Source organism: Methylobacterium aquaticum, from assembly GCF_016804325.1.
In the GTDB taxonomy this organism is placed as follows: domain Bacteria; phylum Pseudomonadota; class Alphaproteobacteria; order Rhizobiales; family Beijerinckiaceae; genus Methylobacterium; species Methylobacterium aquaticum_C.
This window is the reverse complement of record NZ_CP043627.1, coordinates 3917996-3937890: the sequence shown is the minus strand read 5'-3', so window position 1 is coordinate 3937890 and position 19895 is coordinate 3917996. Positions and strand designations below refer to the sequence as shown.

The following is a 19895-nucleotide window of genomic DNA, read 5'->3' as shown; positions in this document are numbered from 1 at the left end:
CGGGAAGCGCCCACGGCGCCCCGCACTTGTTCCAGGACCGGAGGCCTTCCGCGAGAGGGGTTCACGCCCGCTCACGGAGTGCCGCGTTCCGGCGGATCGATCCAGCCGATCGCGCCGTCGCCCCGACGATATACGACGTTGACCCGCTCGGTGCCAGCGTGAACGAAGACGAGGACGGGGACACCGGTGAGATCGAGTTCCACCACCGCCTCGCTCACCGTGCGCCGGTGCAGGGTGCGGGTGCTCTCGGCGATGATCGGCGGATGCTCGCCGGTATCCTCCTCGGGCGATTCCATCACCGAATAGGCCGCCTCCATCACGGCGGTGTCGGGGGCGGCGAGACCTGGCAGGCCACCGTCGATGGCGATGTCCTTGGCGGGGCCGTTCGGATGGGCCTTGAGGCGGTGCTTGTAGCGGCGCAGGCGCTTCTCGATCCGCTCGGCGGTCTGGTCGAAGCTTGCATTGGCGTCGTGGGCCGAGCCCGAGGCCTCGAGGGTGATGCCCGAGGGCAGGTGCAGCACGCAGTCGGTGCGGAAGGCGCTGCCGTCGCGCCCGACCGTCACGTGACCGTTGTAGGCACCGTCGAAGTACTTGGCGAGGGCCGCGGAGATCCGCTCCTCCACCCGGGTTCTCAGGGCTTCCCCGAGATCCACGCCACGACCCGACACGCGCAACGCTGCCATCAGCTAGCTCCCTCCGGTCTCGTCGTTCGCGGCCCTTCGCGTCCGTTTCCGGCGACAAGGGCCAGCCCTCAAGAGCTAGGAACGTCCGGACGCGAAGTCAACGAAGCCGGCTCAGTTGCGGCACGGGCCTTTCCGGGGGACCGAGGGCCTTTCCGGGGGCTTGAGCGCAATCGGGAGCGCTCACCGCGCCGGCATCGCCGCGCGCTCGCGCCGGCGCTCGATCGAGGAGGGGATGCGCAGGGATTCCCGGTACTTCGCCACGGTGCGGCGGGCGATGTCGACGCCCTCGCCCTTCAGGCGCTGCACCAGGGCGTCGTCCGACAGGACGTCGTCGGCCTCCGCGTCGATGAGCTGCTTGATGCGGTGGCGCACCGCTTCCGAGGAATGGGCCGCCGCGCCCGCCGCCCCGGGAATCGCCGCGGTGAAGAAGTACTTCATCTCGAAGGTGCCGCGGCTGGTGCCGATCGACTTGTTCGAGGTCACCCGCGAGACGGTGGATTCGTGCATGCCGATCGCGTCGGCGACGGTCTTCAGGTTGAGGGGCCGCAGGTGGGCGACGCCGTTGACGAAGAAGCCGTCCTGCTGGCGCACGATCTCGCTCGCCACCTTCAGGATGGTGCGGGCGCGCTGCTCCAGGCTGCGGGTGAGCCAGTTGGCGGTCTGGAGGCATTCCGACAGGAAGGCCTTGTCGGTCTCCGTCGCCGCCCCGCGCGAGACGGTGGCGTAGTAGCTCTGGTTGACGAGCACCCGGGGCAGGGCCTCGCTGTTCAGTTCGACGAGCCAGGATCCGTCCGGGGCCGGGCGCACGAACACGTCGGGCACCAGCACCTCGACCGGGCCGGCACCGAAGGCGCGGCCGGGCTTGGGGTCGAGGCGGCGCAGCTCGGACAGCATGTCCGCCAGATCCTCCTCGTCGACCCCGCACAGGCGGCGCAAGGCCGGAAAATCGCGCTTGGCGACGAGGTCGAGGCGCGAGACCAGCGCCTGCATCGCCGGATCGAACCGGTCCTGCTCGCGCAGCTGGATCGCCAGGCATTCGGCGAGGTCGCGGGCGCCCACACCCGAGGGGTCGAAGCCCTGGACGATCCCCAGCACCCGCTCGACGACGGCCAAGGCGACGCCGAGGCGCTCGGCGAGGGCCGCGAGATCCTCGCGCAGGTAGCCGGCCTCGTCGACGGCATCGACCAGGAAGCCGCCGACCAGCCGCTCGACGGGGTCGCGGGTGGCCAGCTCCAGCTGGGCCGACAGGTGCTCGTGCAGCGACGACTCGGCGGTCAGCGTCGCCTCGAAATCCGGCGCCTCGCCGTCGAAGCTGCCGCCGCTGCCGCTCCAGGGCGCCGGGGTGAGCGACAGCCCCTCCGATCCCGTCGGCATCTCGCGGGCCACCGGGCCCTCGTCGGGAAACACGTTGTCGAGGCGGGTGCCGAGGTCGCCCTCGATCTCGCTGCGGCTCGGGTTGAGATCGTGGGAGAGCCAGGGCTCGGCCGCCCCATCTCCGTCGAAGCCGCCCCCGTCGAACCCGTCGCCGTCGAAGCTGCTGCCGTCATGGGCCGGATCGGCCGCCTCGCCGCGGGCTTCGCCCGGCTCGGGGCCTCGGCCTCGGCCCGTTCCAGCAGCGGGTTGCGCTCCAGCTCGGCATCGACGTAGGTCGCGAGGTCGAGATGGGAGAGCTGCAGGAGCTTGATCGCCTGCAGGAGTTGCGGCGTCATCACCAGGGCCTGGCCCTGGCGCATCTCGAGCCGTTGCAGCAAACCCATCAGCCAGCCCCGCCCACCGCCGCCCCGGTTTCGGCCGGGGTCGGCACAAGTCTTGCTTCAGACACCGGGCAGCAGCTTTAAACCGAAGCGGGACACGCGTCAAAGCGATCGTAGGGGCGCGGTGCGGTCGGGGGTGAGCGTGGCGCAGGGCGGGGTGTCGCGCCAGTGCAAAAAGGGCTCGCCGCGGCCGGGACGCAAGGGGATGGAACGGCTCCTGGTCGTTCCGGTCCGTTCCTGTCGGATGTCGTCGCGCGGGCCATCCGACGAGACGTGAGGTCCCACCCGCAGCATCATGCCGAGAGCCTGTTCGCGTCGGACGACCGAACTGCCACCCTCGATGTCGTCCCGGGCTCTCGTCTTCGACGAGCTCCGGGATGACGTCGAGAGATGTCGGCGTGCGTGTCGGAGCGCCGTCGTGGCCTCTACAGCCGGAAGTCCTCGCCGAGATACAGCCGGCGCACGTCCTCGTTGGCCACGATCTCGTCCGGCGTGCCCTCGGTGAGGATGCGGCCGGAATGGACGATGTAGGCCCGGTCGATCAGGCCGAGCGTCTCGCGCACGTTGTGGTCGGTGATGAGCACGCCGATGCCGCGGCCCTTGAGGTGCATCACCAGCTCCTGGATGTCGCCCACCGCGATCGGGTCGATGCCCGCGAAGGGCTCGTCGAGCAGCATGAAGGAGGGCGAGGAGGCCAGAGCGCGGGCGATCTCGCAGCGCCGCCGCTCGCCGCCCGAGAGCGCGATCGAGGGCGACTTGCGCAGGCGGGTGATGTTGAACTCGTCGAGCAGCGAATCGAGCTTGCGCTCGCGGGTCTTGCGGTCGGGCTCGACCACCTCCAGCACCGCCCGGATGTTGTCCTCGACGTTGAGGCCGCGGAAGATCGAGGCCTCCTGCGGCAGGTAGCCGATCCCGAGCCGGGCGCGCTGGTACATCGGCAGCCGGGTGATCTCGTGCCCGTCGAGGCTGATCGTGCCGCGATCGGCCGAGACCAGGCCGGTGATCATGTAGAAGATCGTGGTCTTGCCGGCGCCGTTGGGGCCGAGCAGCCCCACCGCCTCGCCGTTGCGCACGGTCAGGCCGGCATCGTGCACGACGGTGCGGGCGCCGTAGCTCTTCTTGAGGCCGGCCACCGCCAGGATGCCGGGCCCGCCGAAGGCCTCGGCGGCGCCGCCCCGCTCCGCCACGGCCTCCGTCCTTCGCCCGCGGCCGAACAGGCGCCCGAGGCGCGAGACGGCCCGGGGGGCGGGCATGGCAGGGGTCTGGGTCACCTGTGCTCGCAGGGGCAGGGCGGAGGGAAAGGTCACGGGCTCTCTCGCGAACGTGCCGGTTTTCGGCGCCCCGCCGCGTCGGCCTGATCCGCCCCAGGCGGCCGTGCGGCGGGTGAACGGCGCCGGTTTAGCCGAAGCCGGGGTCCGGCCGCAACGCGCCCGAAGATCCGCCAGGTTCCGCTTCGTGTTCTGGAACACACAGCCATAATGCGCTTACAAAGTCGTTCATCCGACTCCTCCCGCCCGGACGGCCCGATGCTCCCGCTCCTCGACCTCTGCGCCCGAATCGATGCCGGCCGGCTGACGCCCGAGGGGGCGGTCGGCCTCGTGCGCGAGGCGATCGCGGCCCGCGAGCCGGAGGTCGGCGCCCTGGTCTGCATCGATCCCGCGCCGGCGATCCCCGCCAGGGGCCCGCTCGCGGGAATCGCGGTCGGGATCAAGGACATCATCGACACCGCCGACCTGCCGACCACCATGGGCTCCCCGATCTACGCGGGCTGGCGCCCGCGGGCCGACGCGCCGGTGGTGGCGCGGCTCAAGCGTCTCGGCGCGGTGCCGCTCGCCAAGACCACCACCACGCCCTTCGCCTTCCTCGACCCGACCGCGACCCGCAATCCCCATCACCCCGGCCACACCCCGGCGGCTCCTCGGCGGGATCGGCCGCCGCGGTGGCGGCCGGGATGCTGCCGCTGGCGCTCGGCACCCAGACCGGCGGCTCGATCATCCGCCCGGCGGCGTTCTGCGGCGTGGTCGGGGTCAAGCCGTCGTTCCGGCTGCTGCCGACGGTCGGGGTGAAGTGCTATTCCTGGGCCCTCGACACGCTCGGCCTGTTCGCGGCCGGCGTGGCGGATGCCGCCCACGCCCTGGCGCTCATCGCCGACCGGCCGGCCATCGCGCAGACCGGCGAGGGCGCGAGGCCCCGGATCGGGATCCTGCGCCAGGAGTTCTGCGCCGCCCCCGAGCCGGAGGCGGAAGGAGCGCTCGCCCGGGCGGCCGAGGCCGCCGAGCGGGCCGGCGCGACGATCCGCGACCTGACCCTGCCGGCCCGGTTCGGCGAGGCCTTCGCGGCCCACGGCACGCTCCAGGACTACGAGGCCCGCCAGGCGCTGGCCTGGGAATACGCGGCGCACCGCGACGCCCTGCCGCCGCGCCTGCGCGACGCCCTCGATGCGGCGCAAGGGATCGAGACCGCGGCCTACGACGACGCGCGCCGCACCGCCCACCATGCCCGCCGCGGCCTCAAGGAGGTGTTCTCCGAGGACGGGGTCGACGTGCTCCTGACCTACGCGGCGCCCGGCGCGGCGCCGGCCGGCCTCGACCACACGGGCGATTCGCGCTTCAACCGCCTCTGGACCCTGATGGGCGTGCCCTGCGTGACCCTGCCGGTCGACCGGACCCCCGCCGGCCTGCCGGTCGGCGTGCAGGTGATTGCCCGGTTCGGCGATGACGGGCGGGCGCTGGCCGTGGCGGGGCTGATCGAGCGGGCGCTGCGGGGGTAGGACGGGATCAGGCGGCCGCGGCCGAGACTCCGCCGGCCGCCGTACGGTCCTTCGCGTCCCCGATCGGGCGGGGGCGGCCGAACAGGTAGCCCTGCAACTCGTCGCAGCCCGCCTCGCGCAGGATCGCGGCCTGCGTCTCGGTCTCGACGCCCTCGGCCAGCACCGCCATGCCGAGGGCCTTGCCGAGGTCGATCGTGGCGCGGATGATGGCGGCGCTGCCGTCCTCCTGCCCGAGATCCTGCACGAAGCAGCGGTCGATCTTGATCTTGTCGAAGGGGAAGCGGCGCAGGTAGCTCAGGCTCGAATAGCCGGTGCCGAAATCGTCCATCGCGGTGCCGACGCCGAGGGCGCGCAACCGGTGCAGGATCGCCAGCGTGGCCGCGTCGTCCTGCAGCAGCACCGATTCGGTGATCTCGAGTTCGAGCCGCTCCGGCGGCAGGCCGCTCGCCTCGAGCGCTCCCGCCACCTCCTCGACGAGCCCGTCGCCGACGAACTGCGCCGGGGACAGGTTCACCGCCACCTTGATCTCCGCCGGCCAGGCGGCGGCATCGGCGCAGGCCCGGGCGAGGGCCCAGGCGCCGAGCCCGCGGATCTGCCCGGTCGCCTCGGCGATCGGGATGAACTCGCCCGGGCTGACGACGCCGTCGCGCGGGTGGTGCCAGCGCAGCAGCGCCTCGCGGGCGCGCAAGCCCGACCCGTCGGCGGCGACGATCGGCTGGTAGTGCAGGGCGAGCTGCCCCTCGGCGAGCGCGACGCGCAGGTCGGCGCTGAGCTGGCGGCGGCGCTGGAGGTCGGCATCCATGGCCGGGTCGAAGAAGCGCCAGCCGTTCCGCCCCGAGGATTTCGCCTGGTAGAGCGCGACGTCGGCCCGGCGCTGCAGCTCGGCGGTGGTGACGTCGGCCTCCTCCGTCGTCGCGACGCCGATCGAGGTGCCGATGCCGACCTCGTGGCCCTGGACCTCGAAGGGCTGCCGCAGGAGCCGCACGATCCGCTCGGCGAGCGCCGCCACGCCGGCCGGGTGCGAGGGCGCGCACCGGATCACCGCGAACTCGTCGCCGCCCAGGCGGCCGACGAAGGCCGTGGCGCCGACCACCTCCCGCAGCCGCCGCCCGACGAGGCGCAGGAGCTCGTCGCCGACCGGGTGGCCGTAGGTGTCGTTGACCTCCTTGAAGCCGTCGAGGTCGAGGCAGAGCACGCTCACCGCATCCTCGGTGCGGCGCTCCGCCAGCGCCGCGTCGAGGCGCTCCTGCAGCTGGGCGCGGTTCGGCAGGCCGGTCAGGGCGTCGTGGCCGGCCATGTGGGCGATGCGCGCCTCGTTGCGGCGGCGCTCGCTCACGTCCTCGTGGGTGCAGATCCAGCCGCCGCCCGGGACCGGCACATGCACGACCGCGATGGCGCGACCGTCGGTGAGGTCGCAGGTGAAGCTCGCCGGGCCGCCGGCGGCGATGCGGCGGCGGGCCGCCGCCACCAGGGCCGCCCGCGTCCCGTCCGCCCCGAGATGGTCGAGGAGGGCCGAAAGCGTCGTGCCCTCCCGGCGCAGGGCCTCCGGCACGGCGTGCAGCTCGGCATAGCGCGTGTTCATCACGATCAGCCGGTCGTCGCGGTCGAACAGGCACAGCCCTTGCGTCATGTGGTCGAGGGCGACGCCGAACTTCGCCCGCTGGGCGCCGAGTTCCCGCTCGCCCCGCTCCCGCGCCTCGGCGGCGGAGCGGGCGGCCTCCGCCGCGGCGAGCCGGTCCTGCCCCCGCGCCTGGCGCAAGCCGAGCAGCACCAGCCCGGCGAGGCCGAGATCGAGGAGCAGGGCGGCCGCGCCGATGATCCACGCCTGCTGGCGCCAGGCCGCGAGGCTCGCCTCCGCGGTGCGGCTGACGCTCAGGAGCATCGGGTAGCGCGTCAGCGCCGTCGTGGCGGCGATGCGGTCGTGTCCGTCGATCGGGCTGACCACGCGGATCGTGCCGCCCCCCGGCGCCGTGCCGGCGATCTTCAGGGCCGCCGCACCGGTGAAGATCCGCCCGACGCTGCCGTTGCGCTGGGGATGTCGGACGAGCATCGTGCCGTCCTGGCGGAAGATCGAGACGACGTAGTCGGAAGCCGGGACGATCGCCGCGTAGAGCCGTTCGAAATAGCCGAGCTCGACGGCCCCGAGAACCAGGCCGAGGAACGATCCGTCCGGGGCGCGAACCTTGCGGGCGATGTAGATCGTCCAGGCCCCGTCACCGCGATTCTGCACCGGCTGGCCGATGTAGCGGTCGAGTCCGGGATCGGACTTCAGCATCTTGAAGTAGTCCCGATCGGAGATGTTGACCTTCGGGATCGGCCAGTAGCGGCTGAAGTTCAGGAGATTGCCGTGCCGGTCGATCACCGTGACGGCGTTCACCTGCGGCAGGGCGGCGATGCGGGTCTTGAGTGCCTCGTGCAGCGACGGCCTGCCGGCCAGCGCGGCGTAGTCCTCGTCGCTGGCGATCCCCGCCGCCCGGAACTCGCCGATCACGCTGTCCTGGACCAGCTCGATCGATTGCAGCGCCCGGTCGGCCTGGTCGGCCAGCACCGTGGAGAGTCCGACGAGATTGCGCTCCGTCTCGGTGATCTCGTGCTGGTGCAGGCTTCTCGCCAGCAGCCCCGAGGAGATCGCGATCACCACCGCCAGCAGGCCGGCGGACGCGACCACGATCCGGGAGGAACGGCCGCGCGAGGCACCGGCCGGCGGAGTGTCGATCGTCGGGGCCACGGCTCTCGTCTTGTCGGTGCGGAGAATGCTGTCCTATGCGCCCGCGGCCTTTAAGAAGCGGTGAAACCTCTGGGCCCGATTTCATGCCGGTGGGGACTATGACTTCCGATCAATAGCCGTATCGATCACAGCGACGGTGAAAGAATTGTGTTCCCATTGCCGAGAGTGCCGCCGGGTAGGCTGCACCAAAATCGATCGTACCGGCAGGCCCGCACGGCACTCGAGCGAAGCCGCAATCCCCTTGCGCCGCCATCGATCGGATCCGGCGCGAGGGGCGCGGACCTCGCGGGCGTGCCGGATTGCCGCTGCCCTGCCTGCGTCCCCCTACAGACCCCCATCCTGGAGCCGGTACCACGCCACCACCGCCGAGGCGTAGAGCCGGTGCAGCCCGTGCAGCGGCAGCGGCGTGATCGGGGTCGGGGCGATCGGCAGCGCATCGGGGTCGCTCCGGGCGATGGAGGCGGCGATCGCCTGGCCCATCCGGGTCTGGAGGCCGACGCCCCGGCCCTGGCAGCCGATGTCGATGAGGAGGCCCGGCTCGGGCGCGTGCAGGTGGGGCAGGTAGTCCCGGGTGACCGCGACCCGCCCGCACCAGCGATGATCGAAGCCGATTCCGGCGAGCTGCGGAAACAGCTTCGGGACGATCCGCTCGAGATGCGACCAGTCACTCTGCCCCTTCGGCTCGCGGAACGGCCCGCGCCCGCCGAGCAGCAGCCGGCCGGTATGGTCGAGGCGGAAATAGAGCAGGAGCTTGCGGGTGTCGGAGCAGACCTGGCCCTCGGGCAGCACCGTGCGGCGCAGGTTGTCGGAGAGCGGCGTCGTGGCGACCTGGAACGAGTTCGCCGCGATGATGGTCTGGCGCAAGTTCGGCCACAGGTCGCCCGAATAGCCGTTGGTGCAGAGCACCACCCGCTCGGTGGTCAGACTCGGGCCTCCGGCCGTCCGCACCGTCCAGGTCGCGCCCTGGCGCGACAGGCCGGTCACGGGGGTGTCGGTATGGATCGCCGCGCCGGCCGCGAGCGCCGCCCTGGCCAGGCCGCGGGCGTAGGCGAGCGGCTGCACCGCGCCGGCCCGCCCGTCGAGCCAGCCGCCGCGGTAGCGCTCGGTGCCGAGCAGCCGGTCGGTCTCGGCCTTGTCGAGCAGGCGCACGGGCGCGCCGCGGCGCGACCATTGCTCGGCCCGGCGTTCCGCCACGGACAGGCCCTCGGCGGTATGGGCGCCCTGGATCCAGCCGGTGCGGATATGGGGCACGTCCATCCGGTGCTTGGCGATGAGGTCGAACACCGCATCCGCCGTGCCGGCCCCGAAGGCGGCGAGGCGCTCGCCGCGCTCACTCCCGAACATCTGCACCAATTCGTCGGGATCGTGCTTGAGGCCCGGGATCACCTGGCCGCCGTTGCGGCCCGAGCCGCCGAAGCCGATCTCGCGCGCCTCCAGCACCACGGGCTTCAGACCGGCTTCCGCGAGGTGGAGCGCCGTCGACAGGCCGCAGAAGCCGGCGCCGATCACCACCACGTCGGCCCGGCCGGATTCCGTCAGGGCTTGCATGGCCGGGGCCGGCGGGGCGGTGGCGGCCCAGAGGGCCGGCCCGAGGGGGAAGGGTTCGGTCATGAGATCCTGTTCGAACGAATCGATCTTCCGAAAACTGAAGCGAGGATGGGATCTCCTACCTTCCACCTCATCCTGAGGTGTCAGTCGATCTTCGATCGACTGACCTCGAAGGAGGCCTCCAGAAGCCTCTGTGATCCCTGGAACCCTCCTTCGAGGCCAGCCCATCTTCGATGGGCTGACACCTCAGGATGAGGTCGCGTGTGGGATTGCATGCCCGAATCAGATAAACAGGCTCTGAGACAAAACGCATCACAGCGGGTTCAGCACGCGCCGCAAGAAGTCCTGGGTGCGGGGCTGCTGCGGGCGGCCCAGCACCTCGCGGGACGGGCCCTCCTCGACGATCACGCCGCCGTCGAGGAACAGCACCCGGTCGGCGACCTCGCGGGCAAAGCCCATCTCGTGGGTGACGACCATCATGGTCATTCCCTCCTCGGCGAGCCCGCGCATCACGCCCAGGACCTCGCCGACGAGCTCCGGGTCGAGGGCTGAGGTCGGCTCGTCGAACAGGATCGCGTCGGGCCGCATGGCGAGCGCCCGGGCGATGGCGACCCGCTGCTGCTGCCCGCCGGAGAGCTGCGGCGGGTGCGCCTCCTCCTTGCCGGCGAGACCCACCCGGGCGAGCAGGGCCCGGCCGCGCTCGGTGGCTTGCCCACGGTCCTCGCCCTTCACGAAGATCGGCCCCTCGATGACGTTCTCGAGCGCCGTGCGGTGCGGGAACAGGTTGAACCGCTGGAACACCATCGAGACCTGGACCCGCACGCTCCGGATCGAGCGGTCGGACCGGTCGACCTTGCGGCCATTCACCGTGATGGTGCCGCCCTCGTAGGATTCGAGCCCGTTGATGCAGCGGAGCACGGTCGACTTGCCCGAGCCCGACGGCCCGATCACGCAGACCACCTCGCCCTTCGAGACCCGCGCGGTGATGCCCTTGAGGACGGGCAGCGCGCCGTAGGATTTGCGGACGTCGTCGAGCTCGATCATCGCCGGCCGGCCTGCTGCTTCTCGAAATGGCGCACGATCAGGATCAGCGGCAGGCTCAGGGCCAGGTACATCAGCGCCACCAGGGTGAACACGCTGGTGTTCTTGAAGGTCGAGGAGGCGATGAGCTTGCCCTGGAGCGCCAGCTCGGCCACCGTGATGGTCGAGGCCTGCGACGAATCCTTCAGCATCATGATCATCACGTTGCCGAAGGGCGGCAGGGCGGCGCGAAAGGCCTGCGGCAGCAGCACCCGCCGCATCGTCAGCCCCCAGCCCATGCCGATGGTCTGCGCCGCCTCGACCTGGCCCTTGTCGATCGCCTCGATGGCGGCGCGGAAATTCTCGGCCTGGTAGGCCGAATAGGCCAGCCCGAGGCCGATGATCCCCGCCTGCACCCCCGTGAGCGACACCCCGAAATCCGGCAGCACGAAGTAGATGTAGAACAGCTGCACGATGATCGGGATGCCCCGGATCACGTTGATGAAGCTCGCGGCGATGAACGACAGGACGGGCACGCCCGACACCCGCATCATCGCCCAGACGAGGCCGAGCGCGGTCGAGACCACGAGCGAGCCCGCGGTGATCAGGATCGTCAGCCCCACGCCCTGGAGCAGGATCGGCATGAACTCGCGGGCGTCGGACAGGAAGCCGGACATGGGACGGTCTCAGCCGATCAGGACGGGTTCACCGACGGTTGCAGGCCCCACTTCTCCAGGATCTTCGCCAGCTCGCCGTTCTCCTTGATCTTGGCGAGCCCCGCATTGATCTTGGCGAGCAGCGCCGTGTCGTCCTTGCGCACGCCGATGCCGACCGAGCCGACGACCACCGGCTTGTACGAGGCGACGAGGTGGGCGTTGGGGAAGTTGCCGCTCTTGAGGTTGTAGGCGATGATCGGCGCGTCGGCGAAGATCGCCTTGACCCGGCCGGCATTGACGTCCCGCAGCATGTCCGGGAACGTGTCGTAGGCCTTCACCTCGCCGAACTCGCCGGATTTCTTGAGCGCGTCGACGAAGGCGGTGCCGACCTGGGCACCGACGACCTCGCCCTTCAGGTCGGAAAACGCCGTGTAGGCCTTGGTGTCGGCCTTCGGCACCACCAGCCCCTCGCCATAGGCGTAGACCGGCTCGGAGAAGGCGATCACCTCCTTGCGCGGCGCTGTGATGAACATCGCCGCCGAGATCGCGTCGATCTTCCTGGCGTTGAGCGCGGCGATCAGGCTCGAGAACTGGAACGGCTCGATCTGCACTGAGAAGCCGGCCTGCTTGCCGATGGCGGTGATCACGTCCACCATCACGCCCTGGATGGTGTTGGTCTTGGTGTCGAGGAAGGTGAAGGGCACGCCGGTCGGCGTCGAGCCGACCCGGACCGTCTCCTGCGCCAGGGCGGGGCGGGCGAGCGCGCTTCCGGCGAGCAGCACCAGGGCCGCACCCGCGGCCCGCATCAGACGCCTCGTCATCCTATCTCCCCTGACGGTTGTGTGCGGCCGGCCGCCACATCACTTAAATTTCATTGACATGAACATCAGGCCATAATTCGCTGCATCACGCAATCGAATTTCATGCACATGAAACAGGCGGCAGATCGGCAACCAAATGAGCAGATGGACGGGCCGATGGCGGCCGATCTCGCGGTCGGCCGGCGGCTGCGCGCCTTGCGGCAGGAGCGCGGGCTCTCGCTCAAGGCGGTGGCGGCGCTGACCGGCCTGTCGATCGGCTATCTCAGCCAGGTCGAGCGCGGCCTGTCCTCGCCGTCGCTGCGGGCGCTGACGCAGGTCGCGGACCTGTTCGGGGTCGGGCTCGGCGCCCTGTTCGGCGCGCCGGAGGGGGCGGCCGCCGACGGGATCGTCACCCGGGCCGGGGAGCGGGCGGCGCTCACCCTCTGGCGCGCCGGCATCACCAAGCAGTTGCTGACGCAAGGCGACGCGGCCCTGAGCCTGTTCCTGATGCAGCTCGCGCCGGGGGCCGGCACCGGCGACGCGCCCCTAGTCCATGACGGCGAGGAGGCCGGGCTGGTGATGGAGGGGGGCCTCGTCCTCACGGTCGAGGACACGACGGCGGAGCTCGGGCCGGGCGACAGCTTCCGCTTCGCCAGCCGGCGCCCGCACCGCTACCGCAATCCGTCCGCCGACCGGATCGCCGTGGTCTTGTGGGTCAACGCGGTGCCGCGGGGGTGAGGCGTTTCCGGGACGATCGCGTCGCAGGACAATCGTCTTAGTTTCGCATCCGCGGGGCCGGTTTTCATATTGCGTGAAGATAACGGTGGGAGGGTATCCGCCGACGGAGCCTGGTAGTATCATGACGAAGCGCAGCGGGTGCGGGCAGTGCAGGAGCGGCGAGCCGCTGCCCTTCACCTTCACGATGGCGTTCCACCCGATCGTCGACCTCGAGACCGGGGGCGTCTGGGGCTACGAGGCCCTGGTGCGCGGCACCGAGGGGCAGGGGGCGGGCCACATCCTCGGCCAGGTCGACGACGACAACCGCTACCGCTTCGACCAGGCCTGCCGCACCAAGGCGATCGAGCTGGCCGGCGGGCTGTTTCCGGCCGGCGACGTGCGGCTGTCGATCAACTTCCTGCCCAACGCCGTCTACGAGCCGGCGGCCTGCATCCGGGCGACCCTGGAGGCGGCGCGGCGCATCGGGTTCGCGCACCAGCGGATCATGTTCGAGTTCACCGAGAACGAGCGCATGATCGACGTCGCCCACGTCCAGCGCATCATCACCGATTACCGCCAGCGCGGCTTCCTCACCGCGCTCGACGATTTCGGCGCCGGCTATGCCGGCCTGGGGCTCCTGGCGCGGTTCCAGCCCGACCTGATCAAGCTCGACATGGAGCTGATCCGCGGCATCGCCGGTTCGCCGGCCCGGCGGGCGATCGTCGCGGGCGTGATCGGCATCGCCCGGGCGATCGGCGTCGCGGTGATCGCCGAGGGGATCGAGACGGCCGACGAACTCGCGGCGCTCCGCGAAGCGGGCATCACCCTGTTCCAGGGCTACCTCTTCGCCCGGCCCACGGTCGAGGCCCTGCCGGAGCTGAACCTGCCGGGGATGCGGCAGGCGGCGTGATACCAATGGCCCAAGATGCTGACGCATCGGGCCATTGAGCCATCTCGAATTGTCTACGCCAAGCCAGAGGCTTGACGAAAATTCGAGAACGGAACCAACGGTCGTTTCCAACGACCGTTGGTATGAGAAGCTATTTATTTGAGATCATGCGTGCGCTCCCATCCGCGACCTCATCCTGAGGTGCGACCGCAGGGAGCCTCGAAGGAGGGCTCCAGAAGCCTCCGCGATCCCTGGAGCCCTCCTTCGAGGTCAGTCGATCTTCGATCGACCAACACCTCAGGATGAGGTCGCGGATGGGAAGTGGAATTCGATCACGCAGTCGATGTCGGAAGTCGATCCGGTTCTCGAACCAGCCGCGTCATTCCGGGCTTTCGTCTTCGACGAAATCCGGGATGACAGCGAGGGTTTCATGCCCGGGAGATCGTCCTGAACAGAGGCGCGTGAGCGAAGAGGCATCCTCGCCTCACCCCTCCAGCAGCACATCCAGGTCGGCCTGCGTCAGCGCGCTGGTCGGCGCGCCCTCGTGGTCGAAGAGGGATTCCGCCAGCGCGCTCTTGCGCGCCTTCAGCTCCTCCATCTTCTCCTCGATGCTGCGGGACGCGACGAGCTTGTGGACGAAGACCGGCTTGTCCTGGCCGATGCGGTGGGCGCGGTCGATCGCCTGCGCCTCCACCGCCGGGTTCCACCACGGATCGTAGAGGATCACCGTGTCGGCGGCGACGAGGTTGAGCCCAGTGCCGCCGGCCTTGAGGCTGATCAGGAACACCCGCGCCTCGCCGGTCTCGAAGCGCCGGATCGCGCCCTCCCGGTCGCGGGTGCGGCCGGTCAGCTCGGTATAGGCGATGCCGGCCTGGTCCAGCCGCGGCTTGATGAGCGCGAGCATCGAGGTGAATTGCGAGAAGACCAGCACCCGGCGACCCTCGGCCAGGAGCGCGTCGAGCAGTTCCTCCAGCCGCTCCAGCTTGGCCGAGCCGGCCTCACCTGCCCGGTCGAGCTTCAGGAGGCGCGGGTCGCAGCAGGCCTGGCGCAGCTTGAGCAGGGCGTCGAGGATGACGATCCGGCTGCGCTCCCAGCCCTTGGCGGCGATCGCCTCCCGCACCTTCGCGTGCATGGCGAGCCGGATCGACTCGTAGAGGGCGCGCTGGGCCTCGCCCATCTCGACCTCCTCGGTGATCTCGGTCTTCGGCGGCAGGTCGCGCGCCACCTGCTCCTTGGTCCGCCGTAGCAGGAACGGCTTGATCCGGCGGGCGAGCAGCCGGCTGCGCTCGGCATCGCCGTGCTTCTCGATCGGCGTGCGCCAGGTCCGGGCAAAGGTCTTGCGCTCGCCGAGAAGCCCCGGGCAGGCGAAGGAGAACAGCGACCACAATTCGGCGAGGTTGTTCTCCAGCGGCGTGCCCGAGAGGCAGAACCGGTGCCGGGCCGACAGGCCGTGGATCAGCTGGGTCGTCGTCGCGTCCGGGTTCTTGATCGTCTGCGCCTCGTCGAGGATCAGGAGGTGCCAGTCCTGGCCCGAGAGCACCGCCTGGTCGCGGACGACGAGGGGATAGGTCGTCAGCACGACGTCGTGGCCGTCGATCGCGTCGAAATGCTCGCGCCGGCCCTGGCCGTGCAGCACCAGCACGGAGAGGTCGGGGGCGAAGCGCTCCGCCTCCCGGCGCCAGTTCGCCATCAGGCTCGTCGGGGCGATCACCAGGGCCGGCCGGTCGAGGCGACCTTCCGCCTTCTCGCGGGCGATCAGCGCCAGGGCCTGCACGGTCTTGCCGAGCCCCATGTCGTCGGCGAGGATCCCGCCGAGGCCGGCATCGCGCAGGAAGGCGAGCCAGGACAGGCCTTCCGCCTGGTAGGGCCGCAAGGATGCGCGGAAAGTCTCAGGCGGGGCGACAGGCGGGATGCCGCCCTCGGCCAGCAGCATCCGGCCCATGGCGCGCAAGGCCTCGCCGCCGCGCCAGGCCAGCATCGCCGCCTCGCTCATCCGCTCCAGGGCCGCCAGCGTCGCGGCATCGACGAGGCCGAGCCGCAGGCGCCCGCCCTCGCCCGAGGCGCCGCCGAGGCTGAGCTCGCGCAGAGCGAGCAGGATCGGCTTGAGGCGCGACCCCGGCAGGGCCAGGAGCCGCCCGTCGCCGAGCGGCAGCATCACCGGCTCGGGCGAGGCCTCGTCGATCGCCTCGATGGTGAAGTCGGGACGCGCCAGGAGCGCCGCGATCGGCTCGGCGAGGGGGATGCGCTCGCCCTCGATCTCGACCCCGAGGTCGAGTTCGAGCCAGTCGATGCCGGAGCTTTCGTGGATCTCGAACTCGACCGCGGCATCCGGGTGCAGCACCCGGCCGCGGAAGCTCCGATCCGTCACGATCTCGAAGCCCTCGGCCTTCAGGGCGGGCAGGGCCTCGGACTGGAGCGCCGTCCAGGCCTCCTCGCCGCCATCGGGCAGGAAGTCCCGGGCATGGGTCTTGGGCAGGTCCACGCGGCGCTCCTCAGCCGGCGACAGGCCGTGGGCGAGGAGCCGCGCCACCGCCCGCTGCTCGGCCGCCACGTCGCGCTCGACCACGTAGAGCCGGCCCTTCGCGAGCCGCGTCGGCTTCGCCCGCAGGTCGCCGAACGGCACCGTCACCGGGCCGTAGCGGAAGGAGAGGGCGGCGAGGCGCAGCGGCTCGGGCGGCGGCTGCTGGCCGATCGGATAGTAGGAAATGGGCGCCGGCACCTCGATCTGGGTCAGGCGCAGCACAGGCACCGGCGCCTGGTCCACCACCGTCTCCCGTGGCGGCTCCGGCAGGCGCAGGTCTAGGCCAGGCACCTGCTTGGCCAGGGCGGCGTTGAGGGCGGGCGCGGCGGAGGCCGGCACCGGCGGTGCCGCCAGCAGGGCGGCGGCGAGGTGCGGCGGCAGCCCGACCTCGATCGGCCCGACGAGCCCGGCTTCCGGGTCGAGATAGGCCGGCGGCTGGGCGGCCAGCGCCAGGACGGTGCTCCCCTCGGCCTCTCCGTCGAGGACGGGCCGGGGCGTCAGGGTCTCCTCGCCCTCGATCCAGGCGAGGTGGCCGCGCCGTGCTGGGCCTGCCGCCAGCGCCGGTCCCAGCACGGTCTCGAACCGGGCGCGGCCGGTGGCCAGCACCTGGTCCAGGATCCCGGCGCCGGTCTGGTCGACGAGGGGATAGGCCGGCGGCCCGTCGCCGTCGGTCTCGCGCATCCGCCCACCGAGGGCCTTGAGGATGCGCCGGTCGGACGGGCGCAGGTACTGGGGCGGGCTCCCGACATAGCCGAGGCTGTGTGGATCGACCGGGCGCGCCTTGGCGGACATCGCCCCGCTCTTCAGGATCCGGGCCTGCATCGGCGCGACGGCGAGCCGGGGCGCGGTGCCGCCGCGGCCGGGCAGGGCCAGGACGACGTAGATCAGGCGCCGGTCGATATCGGGCGGAAACTCCTCGCTGCCGGTCTTGCGGACCTGGTCGAGGCGCGCCACCCAGGTCGTCAGCTCGGGCGACAGGGTGTCGTCGGTCGTCGAATCCTGGAGCCGGAGCAGGCGGGCCGCCCGCTCCTCGGGGGTCGGCGGCGCAGGCGGCGGGGGCCGGACGGCGGTGCCGTTCAGCGCCGCGAGCAGCACCGCCGCCACGTGCCGGCAATTGAAGCGGTCCCGGCAGGTGCAGATCCCGCTGATGCCGACGCCGCCGGGATCCTGACCCACCTCGATCGAGACGCTGTACACCGTCCGTCCGCTGCCGCTCTCGACGTCGCCCTCGACGTACTCGTCCCCGTCGGCCTCGATCTCGATCACCCGGCCCTGCGCCAGGTCGCGCGCGCCGTCGTGGAAGGAGGCGTGGCCGCAGTTGCGCAGGATGTCGCGTTCGGTGAAGGACTTCTTCCTGCGCATCGAAACGGGATCCACCTCCGGGCTCTGCGGGCCAAGGTAGGAAGCCGGGCCGGTCAAGGGAACCGTTGCGGCAGCCTCCGGGCAAATCGCCTGTGCGTTTCCCGTCGCTCCGGAACGGACGGCCCCGCCTGCCGTTCCGGGACCAAAGGAATGCGAGGAGTCCACCAGCGCTCATGACCATCGATCCCGCGCGCGCCGAGACCGACACCCTGTTCCACCCCGGCCGCACCTGCCGGTGCGTGGCCCGGGCCGAGCGGGTCGCGGTGATGATCGATTCCGCCGAGTATTTCGCCCGGCTGGAGGATGCGTTGCGCCAGGCGCAGCACTCGATCCTGATCGTCGGCTGGGACTTCGACGGGCGCATCCGCCTGCGCCACGATGCCAGCCCGGAGGAGTCGCCGCCCTTGGGGCCGTTCCTGCGCGACCTCGCGGCGCAGCGGCCCGATCTTCACGTGCGGGTGCTGGTCTGGAGCGTCGCGACGGTGCACGGGCCGGGCGCGGCTTTGCCGCTGCTGTTCGGGGCGGAGTGGGAGGCGCATCCGCGGGTCGAGGTGCGCCTCGATACCCACCACCCGCTCTACGCCGCCCATCACCAGAAGCTCGTCTGCATCGACGACCGGATCGCCTTCTGCGGCGGGATCGATCTCACGGTCGGGCGCTGGGACACCCCCGCCCATACGGCCGGCGACCCCTTGCGCACCAATCCCGACGGCGATCTCTACCCGCCGGTCCACGACCTGCAGATGGCGGTGGATGGCGAGGCGGCGGTGCGCCTCGGCGACATCGCCCGCGAGCGCTGGCGCGCCGCCACCGGCGAGGGTCTGGCGCCGGTGACGGCCGCCGTCCCGGTCTGGCCGCAGGGGCTGGCGCCCCTCTTCACCGACGCCCCCGTCGCCATCGCCCGCACCATGCCGCTCCAGGGCGACGAGCCCTCGGTCGAGGAGGCGGCGGCGCTCACCGCCGCGTCGCTGGCGGCGGCGAAGGAGACGATCTACCTCGAGGCGCAGTACCTCACGGCCAATTTCGTCGCCGATGCGCTGGCCGCCCATCTCGCGGCGGAGGCGGGGCCTGAGATCGTGGTGGTGCTGACGCGCCGCTCGCACAACTTCACCGAGCGCGTCGCCATGGGCACGCCGCGCGACCGGGTGCTGCGGCGCCTGCGCGAGGTCGACCGCTTCGGCCGTCTCTTCGTGGCCTACCCTGTCGTGCCGGGGCCGGAGGGGGATCGCGAGATCGAGGTCCACGCCAAGCTCGTCCTGATCGACGATGTTTTCCTGCGCATCGGCTCCTCGAACCTCAACAACCGCTCGGTCGCCCTCGACACCGAATGCGACCTCGCCGTCGAGGCCCGGACCCCGGAGGAGCGCGCCGCGCTCCGTCATCTACGCGCCCGCCTGGTCGCCGAGCATCTGGGCGTGGCGCCGGAGGTGATGGAGGCGGAGATCGCGCAGGACGGCCTCGTCGCGGCGATCCGCCGGCACATGGGCGGGCCGCGCAGCTTACGGGTGTGCGAGGTGCCCGAGGAGGAGGGCCTGCTCGACCCCCTCGTCAGCTCCGAGCTGCTGGACCCGGAGCGGCCGTTCGGGACGGCGTAGGGAAGCAAGGAAGTGCCCTTGCGTCATTATGGAGCGCTGAAGTAACCGGGATTCCTCGTCCTGGAGGTCTGCGTGGAACTCTCGAATCTCGCTCGCCTGAACGAGAGCCATGACCTGAGCGCCTTCGATACCGGGACGACCGATGTCGAGGGGCAGAGCGCCTGGCTGCGGGACCACGCCCTCACCAACGATCAGCGCGGCCTCACGCGTGTCTTCGTTGCGACGATCCAAGGCGCGGCTCGGGTCGTCGCCTTCGTCGGGTTGGCGCCGGGCACCATCGCGCGGGATACGCTTCCGCGGCGTCTCCGGCCGCATGGCACGCCGCTCATCATACCCGGCCTCCTCATCGCCCGCTTGGCGGTAGACCGGACGCTGCAAGGCCAGGGGGTCGGCCGAGACCTGGTGCTCGCCGCCATCGGCCGGGCGCTCAGTGCGCACGAGCATGCGGGCGGAGCGCTCATCATCGTGGATGCCGCGGGCGAGAAAGCACGGCGCTTCTACACCCACTATCGGTTCACGGGCATCACCGACATCGGTGGCCGGACGACCCGGATGGTGCTGCCAATGCCCGTGGCGGCCGAACTGCTGAAGCGGCCATAGGTCGCCCGCATCATCTCCAGCGACGGTTCGCGATCTCGCGTCGGAGCTCGTCCGACACGGCGGGCGGATCGTCCAGCAGGGCGAGGAGTGCGTCGAACTGCTGGTCCGACACGATGGTCAGTCCGGGATCGTCGCCGGCTTGGCGAGTTTCCTCGAGGGTAGCACGCAGCCTCACTCCGTCCCCGGAGAGCTTGCGAGCATATTGCCGGATCGGAGCGCGCTTCTTCATCGGAACCACCTCCTTTCAAACTA

General features: G+C 71.0%; 14 protein-coding genes and 2 pseudogenes. 6 read left to right on the top strand and 10 right to left on the bottom strand.

All coding sequences use genetic code 11. The features are described 5' to 3' along the window. Positions 1 to 71: 71 nt before the first annotated feature. Complete coding sequence (gene hpf / locus F1D61_RS17825; protein ID WP_203153007.1) at positions 72 to 683, bottom strand: ribosome hibernation-promoting factor, HPF/YfiA family; 612 nt, start codon at positions 681 to 683, stop codon at positions 72 to 74. 180 nt (positions 684 to 863) lie between these two features. Further along, positions 864 to 2416: pseudogene (rpoN, locus tag F1D61_RS17820) on the bottom strand (RNA polymerase factor sigma-54). Here rpoN and F1D61_RS34300 point away from each other — a divergent pair. Then, complete coding sequence (locus F1D61_RS34300; RefSeq protein WP_246776025.1) at positions 2345 to 2521, top strand: hypothetical protein; 177 nt, start codon at positions 2345 to 2347, stop codon at positions 2519 to 2521. The pseudogene rpoN and the gene F1D61_RS34300 sit on opposite strands and share 72 nt — an antisense overlap. Positions 2522 to 2862: 341 nt before the next feature. On the opposite strand, the gene lptB is transcribed toward F1D61_RS34300, so the two are convergent. Then, entirely contained in the window at positions 2863 to 3690 is an 828-nt protein-coding gene (gene lptB, locus F1D61_RS17815) for an LPS export ABC transporter ATP-binding protein (RefSeq protein ID WP_432443314.1), read from the bottom strand. A gap of 273 nt (positions 3691 to 3963) precedes the next feature. On the opposite strand from lptB, the pseudogene F1D61_RS17810 reads away from it, so the two are divergent. Beyond that, a pseudogene (locus F1D61_RS17810) lies at positions 3964 to 5207 on the top strand (amidase). Between the two features lie 7 nt (positions 5208 to 5214). On the opposite strand, the gene F1D61_RS17805 reads toward F1D61_RS17810, so the two are convergent. The 5 genes from F1D61_RS17805 to F1D61_RS17785 all read right to left on the bottom strand — a co-directional run bounded on the left by F1D61_RS17805 (position 5215) and on the right by F1D61_RS17785 (position 11980). Further along, positions 5215 to 7935, bottom strand: a complete 2721-nt coding sequence (locus F1D61_RS17805) for a bifunctional diguanylate cyclase/phosphodiesterase (protein ID WP_203153005.1) — start codon at positions 7933 to 7935, stop codon at positions 5215 to 5217. 324 nt (positions 7936 to 8259) lie between these two features. Further along, a complete protein-coding gene (locus tag F1D61_RS17800) occupies positions 8260 to 9546 on the bottom strand; it encodes an NAD(P)/FAD-dependent oxidoreductase (RefSeq protein ID WP_203153004.1) in 1287 nt (428 codons plus the stop codon). A 249-nt stretch (positions 9547 to 9795) separates the two neighbouring features. Beyond that, entirely contained in the window at positions 9796 to 10527 is a 732-nt protein-coding gene (locus F1D61_RS17795) for an amino acid ABC transporter ATP-binding protein (protein ID WP_203153003.1), read from the bottom strand. Next, positions 10524 to 11180: an amino acid ABC transporter permease gene (locus tag F1D61_RS17790; protein ID WP_203153002.1), complete on the bottom strand. Its 657-nt coding sequence runs from the start codon at positions 11178 to 11180 to the stop codon at positions 10524 to 10526. Before F1D61_RS17790 ends, F1D61_RS17795 begins: the two co-directional genes overlap by 4 nt. Before the next feature lie 17 nt (positions 11181 to 11197). Then, positions 11198 to 11980 (bottom strand): ABC transporter substrate-binding protein, encoded by a 783-nt coding sequence (locus F1D61_RS17785; RefSeq protein WP_203153001.1) that lies wholly within the window; start codon positions 11978 to 11980, stop codon positions 11198 to 11200. 156 nt (positions 11981 to 12136) lie between these two features. On the opposite strand from F1D61_RS17785, the gene F1D61_RS17780 reads away from it, so the two are divergent. Both F1D61_RS17780 and F1D61_RS17775 read left to right on the top strand, forming a co-directional pair. Continuing rightward, positions 12137 to 12697: a cupin domain-containing protein gene (locus tag F1D61_RS17780; protein ID WP_348649362.1), complete on the top strand. Its 561-nt coding sequence runs from the start codon at positions 12137 to 12139 to the stop codon at positions 12695 to 12697. A gap of 121 nt (positions 12698 to 12818) precedes the next feature. Further along, positions 12819 to 13586, top strand: a complete 768-nt coding sequence (locus F1D61_RS17775; RefSeq protein WP_203152999.1) for an EAL domain-containing protein — start codon at positions 12819 to 12821, stop codon at positions 13584 to 13586. Between the two features lie 463 nt (positions 13587 to 14049). Here F1D61_RS17775 and F1D61_RS17770 read toward each other — a convergent pair whose 3' ends face one another. Then, the gene (locus F1D61_RS17770; RefSeq protein ID WP_203152998.1) at positions 14050 to 17448 is read right to left on the bottom strand and encodes a DEAD/DEAH box helicase; all 3399 of its coding nucleotides are present in this window, start codon (positions 17446 to 17448) and stop codon (positions 14050 to 14052) included. A 173-nt stretch (positions 17449 to 17621) separates the two neighbouring features. On the opposite strand from F1D61_RS17770, the gene F1D61_RS17765 reads away from it, so the two are divergent. Together F1D61_RS17765 and F1D61_RS17760 are read left to right on the top strand one after the other, a co-directional pair. Further along, positions 17622 to 19043 (top strand): phospholipase D-like domain-containing protein, encoded by a 1422-nt coding sequence (locus tag F1D61_RS17765; protein ID WP_203152997.1) that lies wholly within the window; start codon positions 17622 to 17624, stop codon positions 19041 to 19043. Positions 19044 to 19115: 72 nt separating this feature from the next. After that, positions 19116 to 19643: a GNAT family N-acetyltransferase gene (locus F1D61_RS17760; RefSeq protein ID WP_203152996.1), complete on the top strand. Its 528-nt coding sequence runs from the start codon at positions 19116 to 19118 to the stop codon at positions 19641 to 19643. A gap of 10 nt (positions 19644 to 19653) precedes the next feature. Here the strand turns inward: F1D61_RS17760 and F1D61_RS17755 are convergent, their stop codons facing one another. Beyond that, positions 19654 to 19872 carry a hypothetical protein gene (locus tag F1D61_RS17755; RefSeq protein ID WP_203152995.1) on the bottom strand — a complete coding sequence of 73 codons (219 nt, stop codon included), beginning with the start codon at positions 19870 to 19872 and terminating at the stop codon, positions 19654 to 19656. Positions 19873 to 19895: the final 23 nt, after the last annotated feature.